Origin of the sequence: uncultured Pontibacter sp. (genome assembly GCF_947495565.1) — a bacterium.
In the GTDB taxonomy this organism is placed as follows: domain Bacteria; phylum Bacteroidota; class Bacteroidia; order Cytophagales; family Hymenobacteraceae; genus Pontibacter.
The window spans coordinates 169,682-184,019 of the sequence record NZ_CANLZM010000006.1 but is presented as its reverse complement, the minus strand read 5'-3'; the positions used below and the strand labels follow the sequence as shown (position 1 = coordinate 184,019).

General features: G+C 50.3%; 15 protein-coding genes. 6 read left to right on the top strand and 9 right to left on the bottom strand.

Features of this window, described 5'->3' with window-relative positions:
* Positions 1–168: 168 nt before the first annotated feature.
* Positions 169–1,293, bottom strand: a complete 1,125-nt coding sequence (locus Q1B04_RS09875; protein WP_299758645.1) for an efflux RND transporter periplasmic adaptor subunit — start codon at positions 1,291–1,293, stop codon at positions 169–171.
* A gap of 191 nt (positions 1,294–1,484) precedes the next feature.
* Here Q1B04_RS09875 and Q1B04_RS09870 point away from each other — a divergent pair, with 191 nt between their 5' ends.
* On the top strand, positions 1,485–1,826 hold the full coding sequence (locus Q1B04_RS09870; protein WP_299758644.1) for an MGMT family protein: 342 nt from the start codon (positions 1,485–1,487) through the stop codon (positions 1,824–1,826).
* 211 nt (positions 1,827–2,037) lie between these two features.
* Here the strand turns inward: Q1B04_RS09870 and Q1B04_RS09865 are convergent, their stop codons facing one another.
* From Q1B04_RS09865 to Q1B04_RS09850, 4 genes are read right to left on the bottom strand one after another with little or no spacing between them, the layout of a single operon-like run.
* Positions 2,038–2,889 (bottom strand): DUF4249 domain-containing protein, encoded by an 852-nt coding sequence (locus Q1B04_RS09865; protein ID WP_299758643.1) that lies wholly within the window; start codon positions 2,887–2,889, stop codon positions 2,038–2,040.
* A gap of 12 nt (positions 2,890–2,901) precedes the next feature.
* Positions 2,902–5,538, bottom strand: coding sequence for a TonB-dependent receptor (locus Q1B04_RS09860; protein WP_299758642.1), 2,637 nt, complete (start codon positions 5,536–5,538; stop codon positions 2,902–2,904).
* Positions 5,539–5,554: 16 nt separating this feature from the next.
* Entirely contained in the window at positions 5,555–6,544 is a 990-nt protein-coding gene (locus Q1B04_RS09855) for a FecR domain-containing protein (RefSeq protein WP_299758641.1), read from the bottom strand.
* Positions 6,534–7,211: an RNA polymerase sigma-70 factor gene (locus Q1B04_RS09850; protein ID WP_299758640.1), complete on the bottom strand. Its 678-nt coding sequence runs from the start codon at positions 7,209–7,211 to the stop codon at positions 6,534–6,536. Before Q1B04_RS09850 ends, Q1B04_RS09855 begins: the two co-directional genes overlap by 11 nt.
* Positions 7,212–7,427: 216 nt before the next feature.
* Between Q1B04_RS09850 and Q1B04_RS09845 the strand changes: the two genes are divergently transcribed.
* The 3 genes from Q1B04_RS09845 (at position 7,428) to Q1B04_RS09835 (ending at position 10,652) form a co-directional block, all read left to right on the top strand.
* Positions 7,428–8,534 (top strand): histidine kinase, encoded by a 1,107-nt coding sequence (locus Q1B04_RS09845; protein WP_299758639.1) that lies wholly within the window; start codon positions 7,428–7,430, stop codon positions 8,532–8,534.
* Positions 8,535–8,677: 143 nt separating this feature from the next.
* Positions 8,678–9,427 carry a LytTR family DNA-binding domain-containing protein gene (locus Q1B04_RS09840; protein ID WP_299758638.1) on the top strand — a complete coding sequence of 250 codons (750 nt, stop codon included), beginning with the start codon at positions 8,678–8,680 and terminating at the stop codon, positions 9,425–9,427.
* A 184-nt stretch (positions 9,428–9,611) separates the two neighbouring features.
* On the top strand, positions 9,612–10,652 hold the full coding sequence (locus Q1B04_RS09835) for a hypothetical protein (RefSeq protein WP_299758637.1): 1,041 nt from the start codon (positions 9,612–9,614) through the stop codon (positions 10,650–10,652).
* Positions 10,653–11,026: 374 nt separating this feature from the next.
* On the opposite strand, the gene Q1B04_RS09830 is transcribed toward Q1B04_RS09835, so the two are convergent.
* Entirely contained in the window at positions 11,027–11,401 is a 375-nt protein-coding gene (locus Q1B04_RS09830) for a cupin domain-containing protein (protein ID WP_299758636.1), read from the bottom strand.
* Positions 11,402–11,517: 116 nt separating this feature from the next.
* Between Q1B04_RS09830 and Q1B04_RS09825 the strand changes: the two genes are divergently transcribed.
* Positions 11,518–11,871, top strand: coding sequence for a hypothetical protein (locus Q1B04_RS09825; protein WP_299758635.1), 354 nt, complete (start codon positions 11,518–11,520; stop codon positions 11,869–11,871).
* Positions 11,872–12,053: 182 nt separating this feature from the next.
* The gene (locus Q1B04_RS09820) at positions 12,054–12,590 is read left to right on the top strand and encodes a ferritin (protein WP_299758634.1); all 537 of its coding nucleotides are present in this window, start codon (positions 12,054–12,056) and stop codon (positions 12,588–12,590) included.
* Positions 12,591–12,650: 60 nt separating this feature from the next.
* On the opposite strand, the gene Q1B04_RS09815 is transcribed toward Q1B04_RS09820, so the two are convergent.
* From Q1B04_RS09815 to Q1B04_RS09805, 3 genes are all read right to left on the bottom strand, one after another.
* On the bottom strand, positions 12,651–12,944 hold the full coding sequence (locus Q1B04_RS09815) for a (2Fe-2S) ferredoxin domain-containing protein (RefSeq protein WP_299758633.1): 294 nt from the start codon (positions 12,942–12,944) through the stop codon (positions 12,651–12,653).
* A 100-nt stretch (positions 12,945–13,044) separates the two neighbouring features.
* Positions 13,045–13,479, bottom strand: coding sequence for an STAS/SEC14 domain-containing protein (locus Q1B04_RS09810; RefSeq protein ID WP_299758632.1), 435 nt, complete (start codon positions 13,477–13,479; stop codon positions 13,045–13,047).
* Between the two features lie 310 nt (positions 13,480–13,789).
* Positions 13,790–14,335, bottom strand: a complete 546-nt coding sequence (locus Q1B04_RS09805) for a hypothetical protein (RefSeq protein ID WP_299758631.1) — start codon at positions 14,333–14,335, stop codon at positions 13,790–13,792.
* Between the last annotated feature and the right edge of the window lie 3 nt (positions 14,336–14,338).

Here is a 14,338-nt window from a genome sequence, read left to right as displayed (position 1 = left end):
AATGCTTTTAAATGCTTCCTGTTATCTTTTACCCTTGTTTAAATGTGGTTAAGTTTGTTTTCACGCTTGGTAGTGTCTCTTCATCCCCTGCACAATCAGCAGCAGGTACAAATAGCGCCATCTTTTATAACGCTTCTATACCATTTTACAGCATAGATGCGCTGCAATTTATTCTGTGTCAGTTGGTTCTTGTGCAGGAGTTGGCAATGCCGTCTCAGCGGTTCGTACTTTGCGGATGTTCAGGTTAGAACCATCGCGCACCTGTAGTATACCGGAGCGGATGATGGTGTCGCCGGGAGCCACGCCTTCCATAATCTGAATCAAAGTTTCTGAGCGTTGGCCGATTTTTACCATCTGCGGCACGGCTTTCCCGTTCTTTACCAGGAATATTTTATGCCCAGTAGCTTCCGGTATAATAGCCTCTGTTGGGATAAGTATGGCATCGTCTGAGTCTTTCAGAGAAAGGCTTACGCTTACGAAAGCCCCTGGTCTCACTTCCTGATTTTCGTTCTCAAAAAGGGCGCGTACCTGCAAGGTGCGGGTAGCGGGGTCTATGCCTGGTTGCACCGCATAGATAAAGGCATTGTATACTTCCGGTCTTCCTTCCACAGTAAAGGTAATTTTGTCGCCGGCTTTCACCTGCTGGCTATAGCGGCCAGGTATGGCAAAGTCTATTTTAACAGGGCTGATGTCTACAATGCGCGCAATAGGCGTAGTAGCCGACACGTAACTGCCCTCGCTTATCTGCCGAAGCCCGATTACACCATCAAAGGGTGCGCGGACATAAGCCTTCGCCAAGGTGGCTTTCAGCGCCTGAATATCGGCGGTAGCGGTGGCCAATTGGTTGCTAACCTGGTCGTATTCCTGCGCGCTGATGTACTCTTTCTCCAGCAGGGTACGCTGGCGCTCTTCCATGTCGCGGTACAGTTTCTGGTTAGACTCCAGTTTCTGCAGCTGCGCGCGCATTTCGGCATCGTTTACCGTTACCAGCAGTTGGCCTTTGCTCACGCGGCTGCCTTCTTTAAAGTTTATGCTTGTCACGCGGCCCGCAATCTCGCTACGCAGCTCCACGTCCTCGTTCGGCAGTACGCTTCCGGTGGTGGCTATCTTGTTCTGAAACGCAGCCGGTGATACTACGTAAACATCCACTGCTACTTTCTGAGCCATAGGGCCGCCGCCACCGCCGCCCATGGCAGCTGCTTTATCAGGTTCGGCTGTTGTTTGCTTATAAATAAAGTAGCCCACTGCCGTAACAGTTACCAGGATCAGGATCGTTTTTAATGTTTTGTTCATTTGTGTTTTAACACAGGTTTAGTAATTGGGGTGCCTGCCATACAAGTATAAAGCTAGCCTGGCAGTTTTTTACAGCTTTAAATATACAGCCAATCTTGCCTAGTATAAAAGTTGCCGTAACTTAAACTCTACAAACAGGCACTATTAAAAGACAAACAACGATAGCGAAGGTTTAAACAGCGGATACTGAAATGGCAAAAAAAGATAGCAAGGAGAATTTCTTTCAGAACGTGTATGAAGTGGTGCAGCTTATACCGCAAGGCCGTGTAACCTCTTATGGGGCCATAGCCAGTTACTTAGGGGCAAAAGGCTCGGCAAGAATGGTAGGTTGGGCACTGATTGCCTCGCACCCCCTAACAAAAATTCCGGCGCACCGCGTCGTAAACCGCAACGGTATGCTGACAGGCAAGCAGCACTTTGACGAGCCAAGCGCCATGCAGCAGCGGCTGGAACAAGAGGGGGTGCAGGTGGAGAACGACAGGGTAGTAGATTTTAGCAAGCTGTTCTGGGACCCCGCGCAGGAACTGCTGTAGTATAGAGCAGCAGGTGGCGTTAGACTTATAACTAACGCCCGGCCAGTTGACCTTTTGGGTAATGGTACTCATAAATGATAGAGGAATCTCCCGTGTTCTCATTTGATGTTAATACCTTCCTACAAGATCCATCGTCTAAGAAAAAATACTGCAGCATTAAAAGTGCATGCTGGTTACTTCTCTTGCCGTTTGGGTGCCATAGTCGGTTTGTTTAAGGTTTTACTGCCAGCACCGTAGCGTTATAGCCTGCAAAAAGCCCTAGGCCACCTGCTATGTTGTTGAATACAGGCCCGGGAGGTGTGGCAAAGTTATCTCTGTATGATTGCTTATCGAGCGTACGGACATAATCGTAGTATGCTCTGGTTATCTGCGCAATACGTATATAAGTTGTCTGCTCAAGAGAGTTCTCCAAGTGTAGGCGCAGCGTTACCGCCTTTCCTTCAAATAGCTTATCACTGAAAAAGTATCGATCCTCCATCGTAAATTCGTATTCAAACGGCTCAGCTAGCTCAAGGCTTACAGATCTCTTGAAAGGTTTTGCATCCAAGTAGCTTGTGTCTGGCGTATAGGCCTGTATGTAGTAGAAGTTTTCCTGGCCTGGAGCATCTGTTAGGGTAAAAGTGGCGCTGACGGTAGTCCCTGACCAGGCTGTGCTCGCAACAGGTGTAGCTATCAGGTTACGGATGAGCGGTGCTGCAGGAATATAAGTTGTTGCGCTGGCCTTTGGCAGGCCCGGCGCTTCTACCTTCAGTTCGTAGTGCTGCTGCACCTGCGGTTTTTGATCTGCTTTATACTTACCGTTGCCTGTATGCGGCAGCGTATATAAAAGCTGCCCGGCATGGTACACCTGTACAGTAGCATTTTCTACCTGCCCGTGCGGTTGATTGGAAAGGGCGCTCTGGCTCGCGCTCACATCTACTGTGAGTATACTATCTGGGTTGATAACGGCATTAACAACCAGCTTTGGCTCATGTGTGGGCAAATCTACTTCTACTACCGTTTCGCAGCTGGTAAGTATAAAAAACAGGCATAGCAGCGGTAAAGTATACTTTATCTTTTTCATCCTGATCAAATCTTAAAATTTAAAACCATAACTAACTGATGGGAGCACCGGAAACAAGGACACCTTGTACAGGCGGCGTGGTAAGCTGCCGTCGCCGCCGGAACTTGGCTGGGGCAGGCGCATAAAAAATGGGTTCTTATGGTTGTAGGCATTGTAGATAGATATATTCCAGCTGCGCTCGCCCCTTTTTTTCTTCTTGGTGTGCGTCAGGCTGAGGTCTAACCTGTGGTAAGAAGGCATGCGGTAGTTGTTGCGCTCGCCCAGGTAATCAACCGTTTCCACGGAGGGGTGCCATGCTCCCGGTTGATACACCGGCTCGTTATAAGCTTTGTATTTTGCCTCTGGCAAGGTGGTGACGTAGCCGGTGCGGTAGACCCAGCTGCCGCCTATACTAAGTTTTTCGGAAAGCTGGTGGTTGGCTACCAGCGAGATGCTGTGGCGGCTATCGTAAGTATAGGGGTACTTCTGATTAAAGTTGATGCTGTCCAACTGCCGCCAAGACCACGCCAACGTATAGCCGAGCCAGCCGGTGGTCTTGCCCTGCCGCTTGCGCAGCAGCCACTCCGAGCCATAGCTCCAGCCTTTGCCGCTTACAATGCGCGTTTCGTAGGGCGGCGACACAAAGTTGGCGAAGTTGGTTTCGGGGCCGCTCCGGAAGAACTCACTAATAAAATCAGCCCCATCCTTAAACTCGGCCACGTCCTGCATTTCCTTATAGTATACATCGGATGTCAGTTCCCACTGCTGCCCCAGTACGATGGCTGCACCGATTGTGGCTTGCCACGAACGCTGTGGCTTCACTTTGTCGGTGGCGGGTACCCAGATGTCGGTAGGGGTGCCGGTGGAGGTGTTGCTGAGCAGGTGCAGGTACTGTACCATGGTGGCAAAAGAGGTCCGCACGCTCACGCCACTGGCCGAAGTATAGCCCAGCGCCAGGCGCGGTTGCAGCGAAGTATAAACCTCTCCGTTCACGGCAAAACCAGAAAAGTGAAGTCCCAATATGGCCTGCAGTCGCTCGCTTAACTGAATGCGGTCATCAGCATAAGTATAAAACTCGTGTGCCTGTATGGTGGAGAAGGAGTCGGTGGTGAGGGTGATGGAATCTGTCTGAAGCGTGGTAACCTCTGGCCTGAAAGTATGAAAGGTGTAGCTGCCGCCGAACCGAACACTGTGCCGGGTGTGGGGCAGGTAATCAAAATCTATTCTGGCACCCAAATCTCTGATGCCCAAGCCATAGTCCACAGACCGGCTTAGTTGCGGGCTCTCCACCTCTGACTGCTGCGCAAAGCGATAGCGGCTGTAGGTGAGGGTGGTGTTGCTGAAGAGCTTCGGGTTGAACACGTGGTTCCAGCGGAGGGCGCTGGTGATGTTGCCCCAGTGCATTTTATACTTTTGTTGCTCACTAGTGCCTGTGCTGTAGAATTCCTGCTTATCCGAAAATTTGTCCTGGCCGCTGTACACGCTCAGGTAGAGTCTGTTGGTAGGGGAGAAAGTGTGATTGATTTTGGCGTTGAGGTCGTAGAAGTTATAATTGCTGATGTCTTCCCCGCTCATGGCCGCTGCGGCGGCGGCCAGTGCATCAAGGTACGTGCGCCGTGCCGCCACCAGGTAAGACGTTTTCTCGTTCTTGATCGGCCCTTCCAGCATCAGCTTAGAAGAAATCAGCCCCACGGCACCCTCACCAGAGAACTGCTGATTATTGCCTTCCTTCAGCTGCACATCCACCACCGACGATAGCCTGCCGCCATAAGGAGCCGGAAAACCACCTTTTATCAGCTCCACTGATTTAATGGCATCCGGGTTAAATACTGAAAACATGCCTAGCAGGTGCGACACATTATATACCGGCACACCATCCTGCAGGATGAGGTTCTGGTCGGGGCTGCCGCCGCGCACGATCAGGTCGGAGGAGCCTTCGCGGCCGCCCAGCACACCGGGCATCAGTTGGATAGCCTTTACTGCATCGGCCTCACCCATCAGGCGCGGTAGCTGCTTCACGTCAGATCCGCGCATGGTAAGGCGGTTGGCCTGCTGCAGGTCAGTGGCTTTCTCAACGGTTATACTTACTTCGGCTATCTGGTTGGAAAGCGGCTGGAGCTGCAGCTGTATACTGGTATCCGCAGAAACAGCGGGAAGAGAAACGTGCAGCGGTTCGTAACCCAGGTAACGCACCTGCAGCTGCACTTGCCCGGCGGCGGGTACAGTCAGGCTGTAAAAGCCATAGGTGTTGGCTGTCGCTCCGGCTGTACCATTGGTTACAATAGCCCCTGCCAAACTCTCTCCGGAAGCTGCATCTGTAATATGCCCGCTGATCGTTATCCGCTTTGGTGTTGACTTTTTTAGAGGCTGAAGTATAATTTGGTTGCCAATCAAACTATAACTCGTGTTGCTGCTTTTCAACAGCTCCTTCAGTACTTGGCGCAGCGGCTGGTTATCTGCGTTTATACTTGCTTTCTGCTGCAGTGGCACCAGGTCGTTGCCGTAGGAGAAGTTGATACTATACTTCTCGGACAGCTCCGCGAGCACCTGCTGGATAGTGGCGTTGTCTTGCCTGACCGTCACCTTTTGGTCCAGCATGTTTGTTTGCGCCAGCACGGTAAAGGCAATAGCCAGCCAGCCTATGCTCAGGCATAGTAGTCGTTTGTTCATAGAAGGTGTGGTTTCTTTAGTGGCAGCCTTCGCCTGTGATCGTATAAGTCTGTTCGTTTTGCTTTGCGATTTTTACTTGCAGCGATGCCTCCAGCACCTGCAGCACTTCCTGCAGGTCTGAGTTTTGGAAAGTGCCCGTAAAGCGACAGCTGCCTAGATTTGGTTGTTTTAGCTGGATTTTTAGATTGTAGTAGCGTTCCAAATCACTTACCACCTCCCGCAGCGGCTGCCCGTTGAAGTGCAGCTTTCCGGTTTTCCAAGCCCAAGTATTTTCACCTGCCGCTTCATACTTCTCAACGCTGTTTTTCTGTTTCTGAAGTATGGCCCCGAAGCCCGGTGTAACAATGGCCTGCGCTGAACCTTCTGTAGCCGTAAAGGCTACTTTTCCTGTATTCACCGTCAGCTCCACCGTCTGCTCTTGGGGGTATGCGCGCAGGTTAAAGGAGGTTCCCAGCACTTGCGTTTCCGACGCCTCCGCCTCAATTACAAAAGGCTGCTGTGGGTTATGCGTCACCTCAAAGAACGCCTCACCCTCCAGCTGCACCTCCCGCTGCGGCCCGTCAAAGTCCGGGTCGTAGGCAAGTATACTTTCTTTGTTCAGCCACACCTGGCTGCTGTCCGGAAGTATAACCGCCATCTGCCCGCTGCCTGACCTTACTACCTCCAGCCCATAATAAGGCAGGAAGTACAGCTTGGCCAGCCAGACGATGCCGACAAGTATAACCACGGCGGCGGCCACGCGCCATAGCTGCCGGTACAGCGGAATAACTTTTGCCTGCTGGCTGTGCGGCGGCTGCAGCCTTGTGCGCACTTTTTGCCAGGCGGCATCGGTATCTACCGCTGTAGCGGGAGCAGGCGTTGTCAGTTTCCAGAGTTGCTGTTGCGCCTCGTACTGCTCCCGATTCTCCGGATTCTGCTCCAGCCACTGGCGCAGCGCTTTCTCCTCGGCAGGCGTGGCCTTGCCTGCGAAGTGTTTGGCGGCTATATCCCAGTAGTTAATATCCATAGTAGGAGGTGCAGCTTGCTGCTTTAAGTTTGATTATAGCTTGGCGGCTCTTGCCAAGGCACCAGTTGTTTTTATCGCTTTGCATAAGTATGACAGGTGAACGTGTCGGTACCGCTACTCCCTCAGGAAAAAATCTGAAAATAATTTCGAGGCACACCAGGAGCAGGCCTAAAAGTGCTTTCCGAAGTATGGCCAGGGCTTTTTTAATGTGGTTATCCACGGTGTTGGGGGAGATGTTCAGGAAGTCTGCAATTTCTTTGTGCGTCATCTCCTCGTAGCGGCTCAGCAGAAATACCTTCTGGCACATGGGCGGTAGCATATCAATGGTCTGCTGTATTTTATATTGCAGTTCCTGCAGCTCTAACTCCTGGTTTGGCTCAACAGTCTGCGGCTGCTCCTGCTGATACTGCTGCGCTATAACACTCCGGCGCTTTTGGCTGCTGACATGATTAAGTGTCTTGTTGATGGCAGCCCGGTAAAGGTAAGCCTCCGGATTCTCCACCTCCTGCCACTGCGCGTCGTTCCAAAAACTGATGAACACCTCCTGCACCAGGTCTTCGGCTACGGCAGCGTCACCCGTGATGCACTGCACCCGCTGGCACAGGCGCTCATAGTTGCGCCTGAATAGCGCTTCGTACTCCTGAAGCTTTTGTGACTGTTTGGACATGGATGTAGGTGAACTGGCACTAAAAGTATAAATTCCTGCCGATAATTTGTCATTGCTTTGTGCAATAAGACCTAAGAAACTTGCCGCTTTAAACCTTTACCGGCTCCGCTGCTGTTGGGCAAGTATAAATTGCCGCTAAGCCCACAAAGCTGGCGGTCAGTCTAAAACAGTGCAGGCTACCGTAGCGGCTTGCACGAGAAAGTATACCTTTGTACTATGGAGATAAAGTTGAGCACGGCCAACACCCTGGAAACCGGCACTACCTGGAGCCTGCCGGAGGTCCGGAATGTAACGCAAAACCGCCTGCTGCTGCACCTGGCCTTCTGGACGGTGTATGTGGTTTTCTTCGGGTTGCTGTACGGCAGTTATATCGATGATTACTACAACGCCTTTATGGTGGAGCTGGTGGAGCTGCCGTTTAAAATGGCGCTGGTATACTTTAACATGTACTATCTGATGCCGCGCTACCTGCTGCAGAAGCGTTACCTGGAGTTTTTTGTGTACCTGCTGCTGCTGATGGGGGCCATCGGTGCGCTGATGCAGTTTGTGCTGCTGCCCTTCCTGATCCACCCGATTTTCTGCCCCAGCACCTGCACTGAAGACAATCTGACGTTCTACCGCTTTATCAAGAACATCGTCAACATCAACTATGTGGTGGCCATTACGGCGGTTATCGCGCTGCTCAAGAACTGGTACAGCCACCAGCAGGCCACCCGAAACCTGACGCAGGACAAGCTGGAGGCGGAACTGAAATTCCTGAAAGGCCAGATCCATCCGCACTTCCTGTTTAACACGCTGAATAGTTTATACTCGCTCACGCTCAAGAAATCGGATAATGCGCCTGAGGTGGTACTGAAGCTATCAGGCCTGATGGACTACATGCTGCACGATGCCAATGCCGCCACCGTGCCGCTGGAGAAGGAGCTGGAGTACATTAAAAACTATATCGCCCTGGAGAAAGTACGGTACGGAGACCGAGTGGATGTGCAATTTACAGCTACCGGAAGTATAGCCGGCAAGCAGATTGCCCCTATGCTGCTGCTGCCTTTTGTGGAGAATGCTTTTAAGCACGGTGTAAGCACCGAAACACAAGGCGCCTGGATTCGCATTGATGTTAAAGTGACCGAGAGCAAGCTGGTGCTGTTGGTGGAGAACTGCAAGTGCTGCGACAAAGCCAGCAGCAACTGCCGCGACATGGCCTCTGGCATCGGGCTTAAAAACCTGCAGCGCCGCCTGGAGTTGCTGTACGAAGGCCGCTACGAGCTGGAGGTAGAGGAGGAGCAGGATAGCTACGCCGCCATGTTAGAGATTGCTTTTGAGTAAAGTGACAACTTGCCGCAAGGTTGCACCACAAGTTGAAAACCCGCGGGAGGCATACTGTTTATAGAACTTGTGTCCGAACTATACTTTAGCCATCAAAGGGAGAGTTTGTTTTTCATACGTTCCTTTGTTGATACACCTACACTATGAATAAAATACGCTGCATGATTGTGGATGATGAGCCGCTGGCGCTGGATGTGCTGGAGACATTTATCCAAAGGCTGGAGAATCTGGAACTGGTGTGCCGCTGCAATAATGCTGTGGAGGCGTACGGCTGTCTGCAAAGCGAGCATATCGATCTGCTGTTTCTGGATATCCAAATGCCAAAGCTTACTGGCATTGATTTTCTAAAATCGCTGGCAAACCCGCCCAAAGTGATCTTTACCACCGCCTACCGCGATTATGCTGTAGAAGGCTTCGAACTGAACGCGTTGGATTACCTGCTGAAGCCAATTGCTTTTGAGCGGTTCCTGAAAGCGGTATCCAAGGCATCGGCTCTGGAGCAACAGACGGCCGCACCGGCTGCGCCTGCCCTTACGGCTGCATCGGCCTCCACGCAAGATTATAAAGAAGCTTTTATTTACCTGAAGGCAGATAAGAAAATGGTGAAAGTGATGCTGTCGGACATCCTGTACATTGAGAGCCTGAAAGATTACATTCGGGTAAAGACGGAGACGAAGGAGATTATATCTTACCAAAAAATATCTTTCCTGGAAGAGAAGCTGCCAACAGACAAGTTTTTGCGCATCCACCGCTCTTTTATTATTGCCCTGGATAAAATTCAGGCTTTCTCGGCCACCGCTGTTGATATCGGAAAAACAGAAATTCCGATCGGCCGCTTCTACAAAAACGAAGTGCTCCAGGTGCTCAACCAGAACAACCTGTTAGAAAGTTAGAGAATTTGGGAGTTAGAAAGTTAGAGAGGTATAACTTGAATCGATTGCGTAAAGTATAGCGATTGGTCGAAGTAAATCGTAATTTATCTGCAGTAACAATATGAGGTATGAAAGTACGATAGAGTATACTTTCATACCTCTCTAACTCATTAACTCTCTAACTTCTAAACTTTCTAACTCCAAAGTGTATATCTCTAAAAAGAAGCTGTTTTACCCGATCAACGGAGGGCTGCGCAAATACCTGCATCATTACGACCGCGAAACAAAGTTGCCGGTGCTGTACGAGAGCCTGCTGCATTTCTCCGACTCCTTCCCGTATTACGACAAGCAGGGGCACGATACGCTGTGGGAGTCGGTGATGTACGATCAGCAGACGCAGGAAGAGCTAAACCGCGGCCTGACCATGATCTACGCGCTGCTTAAAACAGACGGTGATATGTCGGTGATGGAGCACCTATACGTGTCGCGGATCGATTACTGCACCTTCGGCAACTCCAACCCGTTCCGGGTGCAGATCATGAACCAGCTAAACGATAACTACGACTATTTTTACGTGAAGCGCGCTGATGCCTCGCGCATCTATGGGCTGGAGCTGGAGCATATTCTCTCGCCGAGCCGCATTAACTACCTGGTGGACGGGGATAGCCTGATAGAGGAGCACATAGCCGGTATACCGGGCGATGTATTCATCAAAGAGTACGTGAACAGGCCCAACACCAACAAAGTGCGTATCGCTAAAGAGTTCGTGAAGTTTAATGAGCGCTGCTTTGTGCGTTTGCTCGGCGATATGCGCTCTTACAACTATGTGGTGGACGTAACGCCAGATTTTGAGGATGAGCAGTACCGCGTTCGCCCTATCGACTTCGACCAGCAGTCTTACGAAGGAAAAAAGACGATGTACCTGCCGCAGTTTTTCAAAGACAATAACGTAATTGTGGACCTCGTGCTCAAGCTGCTGAAGCCGGATGTAGTGAAGCAGTACCAGAACGAGGAGCGCACCCTCATGTTCCGCCGCCTTAAATCGGCCCGCTACCGCCTCAAAGACCTGATCGACTGTATGCGTAACGACATAATCTCTACGCCGGATAAAATAGAGCAGCTAAAGCAGGAGCTATTCGAGCATCATAACTCAGAAGAATTCCTGAAGTGTAAGTGCATGGGCGATCTGGTGCGCCTCAACCTGAAAGTTATACTTACCAAGGTGAACAAGGTGAAGGCGCTGTAGTTTGCGCCATTGTTCAACCACCCCTTAATGCCGTTAACTTTAGTGTGCATACTTGCCGTTCACCAATACCTTGCTGGCTAAAAAACACAGCAAGGGCGAGACTTGTATTTGCCTGCTCTTTAGGATTCCTGCTCTTCGGGGTTTGCAATCCCGAAGCACCTACTATGAGGATTTGCAATCCGATTTTTAACTTATAGCCGCAGCTCAACAGCTGACAAAGTATAAAATCGGATTATAAATCCTGGCAAAAGCATACTTCCGGATTACAAATCCGAAAGAGCCGAGGTGAGCGGACGCAAAGTATACTTTCGGATTGCAAATCCGAAAGAGCGGAGAGTCCGAAAGAGCAGCTCCTTCAAAGTCTAAACCGACAACTACAGCCTTTCCAGATCCTTCCGGGTACGTTCGCTGGCTTCCAGGTTGCCGGTGTTAACAGTGCTGGCAGGCTCAAACATCAGAACCTCAGCTTCCTGGTTGGCTACCGGCCGATGCTCCACGCCTCGCGGCACGATCATAAACTCGCCCGGCTGCAGCGTTACCACTTTATCCCGCAGGTGCATCTCAAACGCTCCCTTTATCACCAGGAAAAACTCATCCTCATGCTCGTGGTGGTGCCACTCGAAAGGCCCCAGAAACTTTGCCAGCTTCACTTGCTGGCCATTAAGCTCCCCAACAATGCGCGGGTTCCAGTGGTCGGAGAACTGGCCGAACTTCTCCGCCAGGTTTACTTTATCAAGTTGATTTTCCATACTTGTAAATTTATCTGAACTAAATCTAAATAAGTAAGCGTTTTTATTTGGACTGGTTCTAAATAGTAATTAGCTTTGCAATACAATCCGAAGCCAGTACAGCTAAGTTACACCACATGATGCATACAGCCACTAAACTTGCCGAAATTTATACTTCTGAAGCAGGCGCCGTTTACCAGTGTGACCGCCGAAACCGCTTGGTGCTGCATTTTGCCGGAGAAGTATCTATACTAAAGTTAGACGCTTTCCTGCGCCTGAAGCAGGCCGTGGATAGTATAGACCTGGATGTGATGGCCAGCAGCCCGGAGCGTTCCTCTGATTTTGGCATTGTAACTGTTTGCGGCTGCGACCGCTGTTTTGTGCTGACGCTGGCCGAGCTTTATACTTTTAAAGAGCTACTTGCCGGGGCGCGTTTTGTGCTGGAGCTAAACAGCATGCTGCACGAGTGCCTGAACGCAACGCTGGTTTAGCAGCACAGCAATTCGGGGAGATGAAACCAGGCACAGCAGCAGCTGTGCTTTTTTTATTTAGACTTCTTCCGAATTTGCGGAGAGAGTTGCACAGGCACAACCTAAGTGCTTAACTTCAGGTATTAATGAGGAGGTGCCAACTGCACCGCATTATCTAATCAACTACCTAAACACCCCGACTTATGAAAGATTTACTGAGACTGAGAACCTCGCTTAGCGAGTCGATAGAGCAAATACTGAACGACCAGATAAAAATGGAGGCAGAGGCCTCGGCCATGTACCTGGCTATGAGCAGCTGGTGCGACCGCAACGGTTTCGATTATAGCGCTGGCTACTTTAAAAACCAGTCTGACGAGGAGCGTAAGCACATGCTGCGCCTCTTTAAGTTTGTATCTGATATGGGCGGCCGTGCCGTATCGCCTAGTGTTTCTAACATTCAGGTGGAGTTCGACTCTTTTAGAAGCGTGTTTGAGCAGGCCCTGCAGCAGGAGATTGCCGTAACGCAGTCGTTTAACCGCATGGCTGACAAATGCCAGAAAGAAAAAGATTACGTGACCTTTACATTTCTGCAGTGGTTCCTGAAGGAGCAGATTGAAGAAGAGTATGTAGCCCGCCGTGCGCTGGAGCTGTTCGAGGTGATTGGTGAGGAAGGAACCGGCCATTACGAGATAGACAAGCGCGTGCCGAAAATAAAGTATGAAGATACGTATGAGGGATAATCCTCATCAAAGCTCCTTAAAATGAGAGCGGCCCCGGATACTTCCGGGGCCGCTCTCATTTTAAGGAGTTTCTTGTTTGGCTGTCTGCTGGAGAATATGCTGCTCAAAAGCCTCTTTAGCCTTACGCTCGTCGGTGTGGGCTGTCCAGATGTTATCGGGCTGCATGCAGGTAACGGGGGCGAAGTCGCAGCGGTCGGTGCAGTCGGTTTTTACAACTTCTACTTGGCCTTTCAGTCCCATTTCCTTAATCATGCCCCTGAAAAACTTGCCCAGGTCTTTGCCGCCTTTCTTCTTGCACTTGCTGCCTGTGCACACATAAATTACTTTATCGGGTGTATTAAAACTTTTGCTCATGGATAAGAATACGGTGTCGTTACCTCTTAAAGCCTATTTATGAGTGATAAGTTTCGGAGAAAATAAAGTTTGTTGCGGCTAAAGTGTCGGAGGTCGTCTTTTAAAGATGGTTTTGCCCTGCCTGCTGGCATGCTTTAAGCCACTTCTGGGCTTGCTGCAAATCTCCAAAGATACACATCTCAAAAAGTCCGTGGGTGCGGCTGGATAACTGAGCTGCAGAAGCAGCGGCAAAGGATTCTTGATTAGCTACATGGGCAAAATAAAGGAGACCAGCCCTTAGGGCGCGTGGCATCCATTCTTTTTCTATCCACTCCACAGAGTCGTCCCAACGGCCCACCAACTGCCTGTTGTCGTTTAAGATACAAACCGATTCTTGGTATTGAAAAGCTTCAAGCACAGCCAAGCAACCCTGTCTTATATTTTCAGGGCTAACATAACCGTTCCAGCAGTTATAAACCCAGTTGTTGACCTCATCATACTCAACAGTAAGAAATACCTTGCCTGTGGAGGATGTAAGTTCTGCTACTTTTGCCATTCATTTATTTGTTTAACTTCGGTAAAGATAAGAAAAGTATGAAACAAGTGTCTAACTATGACGTATAAGGGCGGCCGACAGTGCTTGCAGCTGTTAATTGGCAACTATTTTTGTTATCCGCACATTGCCGTTGCTTGTATCCGTAGTTGGCGCTGTATAGGAAATGCCCATGTGCTCCGAAAATTGAAGTAGGAGTACCCGTCGTGACCCTCTTCCCCCGTTTGGCCTGCCTGGTAGAGTACCGTTATACTATGCGGCGCATCATCGCGATTAAAGTTTGGCTTAAACCCGCTTGTACTATAGTAAAACACTACATCGGCACCGTTTCCTCCAAGGCCTGGCGAAGTGCCGGGTTCGCCGGGGTGCCGTCCATCATTTCCGTATAGGTAACAGTGGTATAGCCGCCTTTTCCGTTCGGTTCTTGCCTCGTAAACGTTTCCTCCCGCCACATTCGTCCTTTTTTCCCTCTATAACCGTCTCCGCCAGTACCTCCGCGCGTATCGAGTGTCAGGCTGCCGAGCTTTACTAGAATCATTTTAATGCGCTGGCTTCGGGCATCGGTTCCGTCTTCTCCATTTCTTCCTAAAGAGCCGGATTTTCCGTTTGTTCCGGCAGCAGTAATAGTGCAGCCTTCGCCAATATAAGCGAGCTGTACTTCCAGCAGATGTTGCTGCCCTTCGGCAAATCTTATCATTCCTTTGTCATGAAGGATGAGCGTATCTACCTGCAGCAGGTTGCCCGCCACAGTGTATGTCTCTTTTTTGCCAATTTCAAGTTTGGCTATCCTTTGCGCCTGTGTGCTTAGCGGTAAGAGCAGCAGCGCGGCAAGGAAAAGCAGAAGGTCGTTTTTTAGCATATA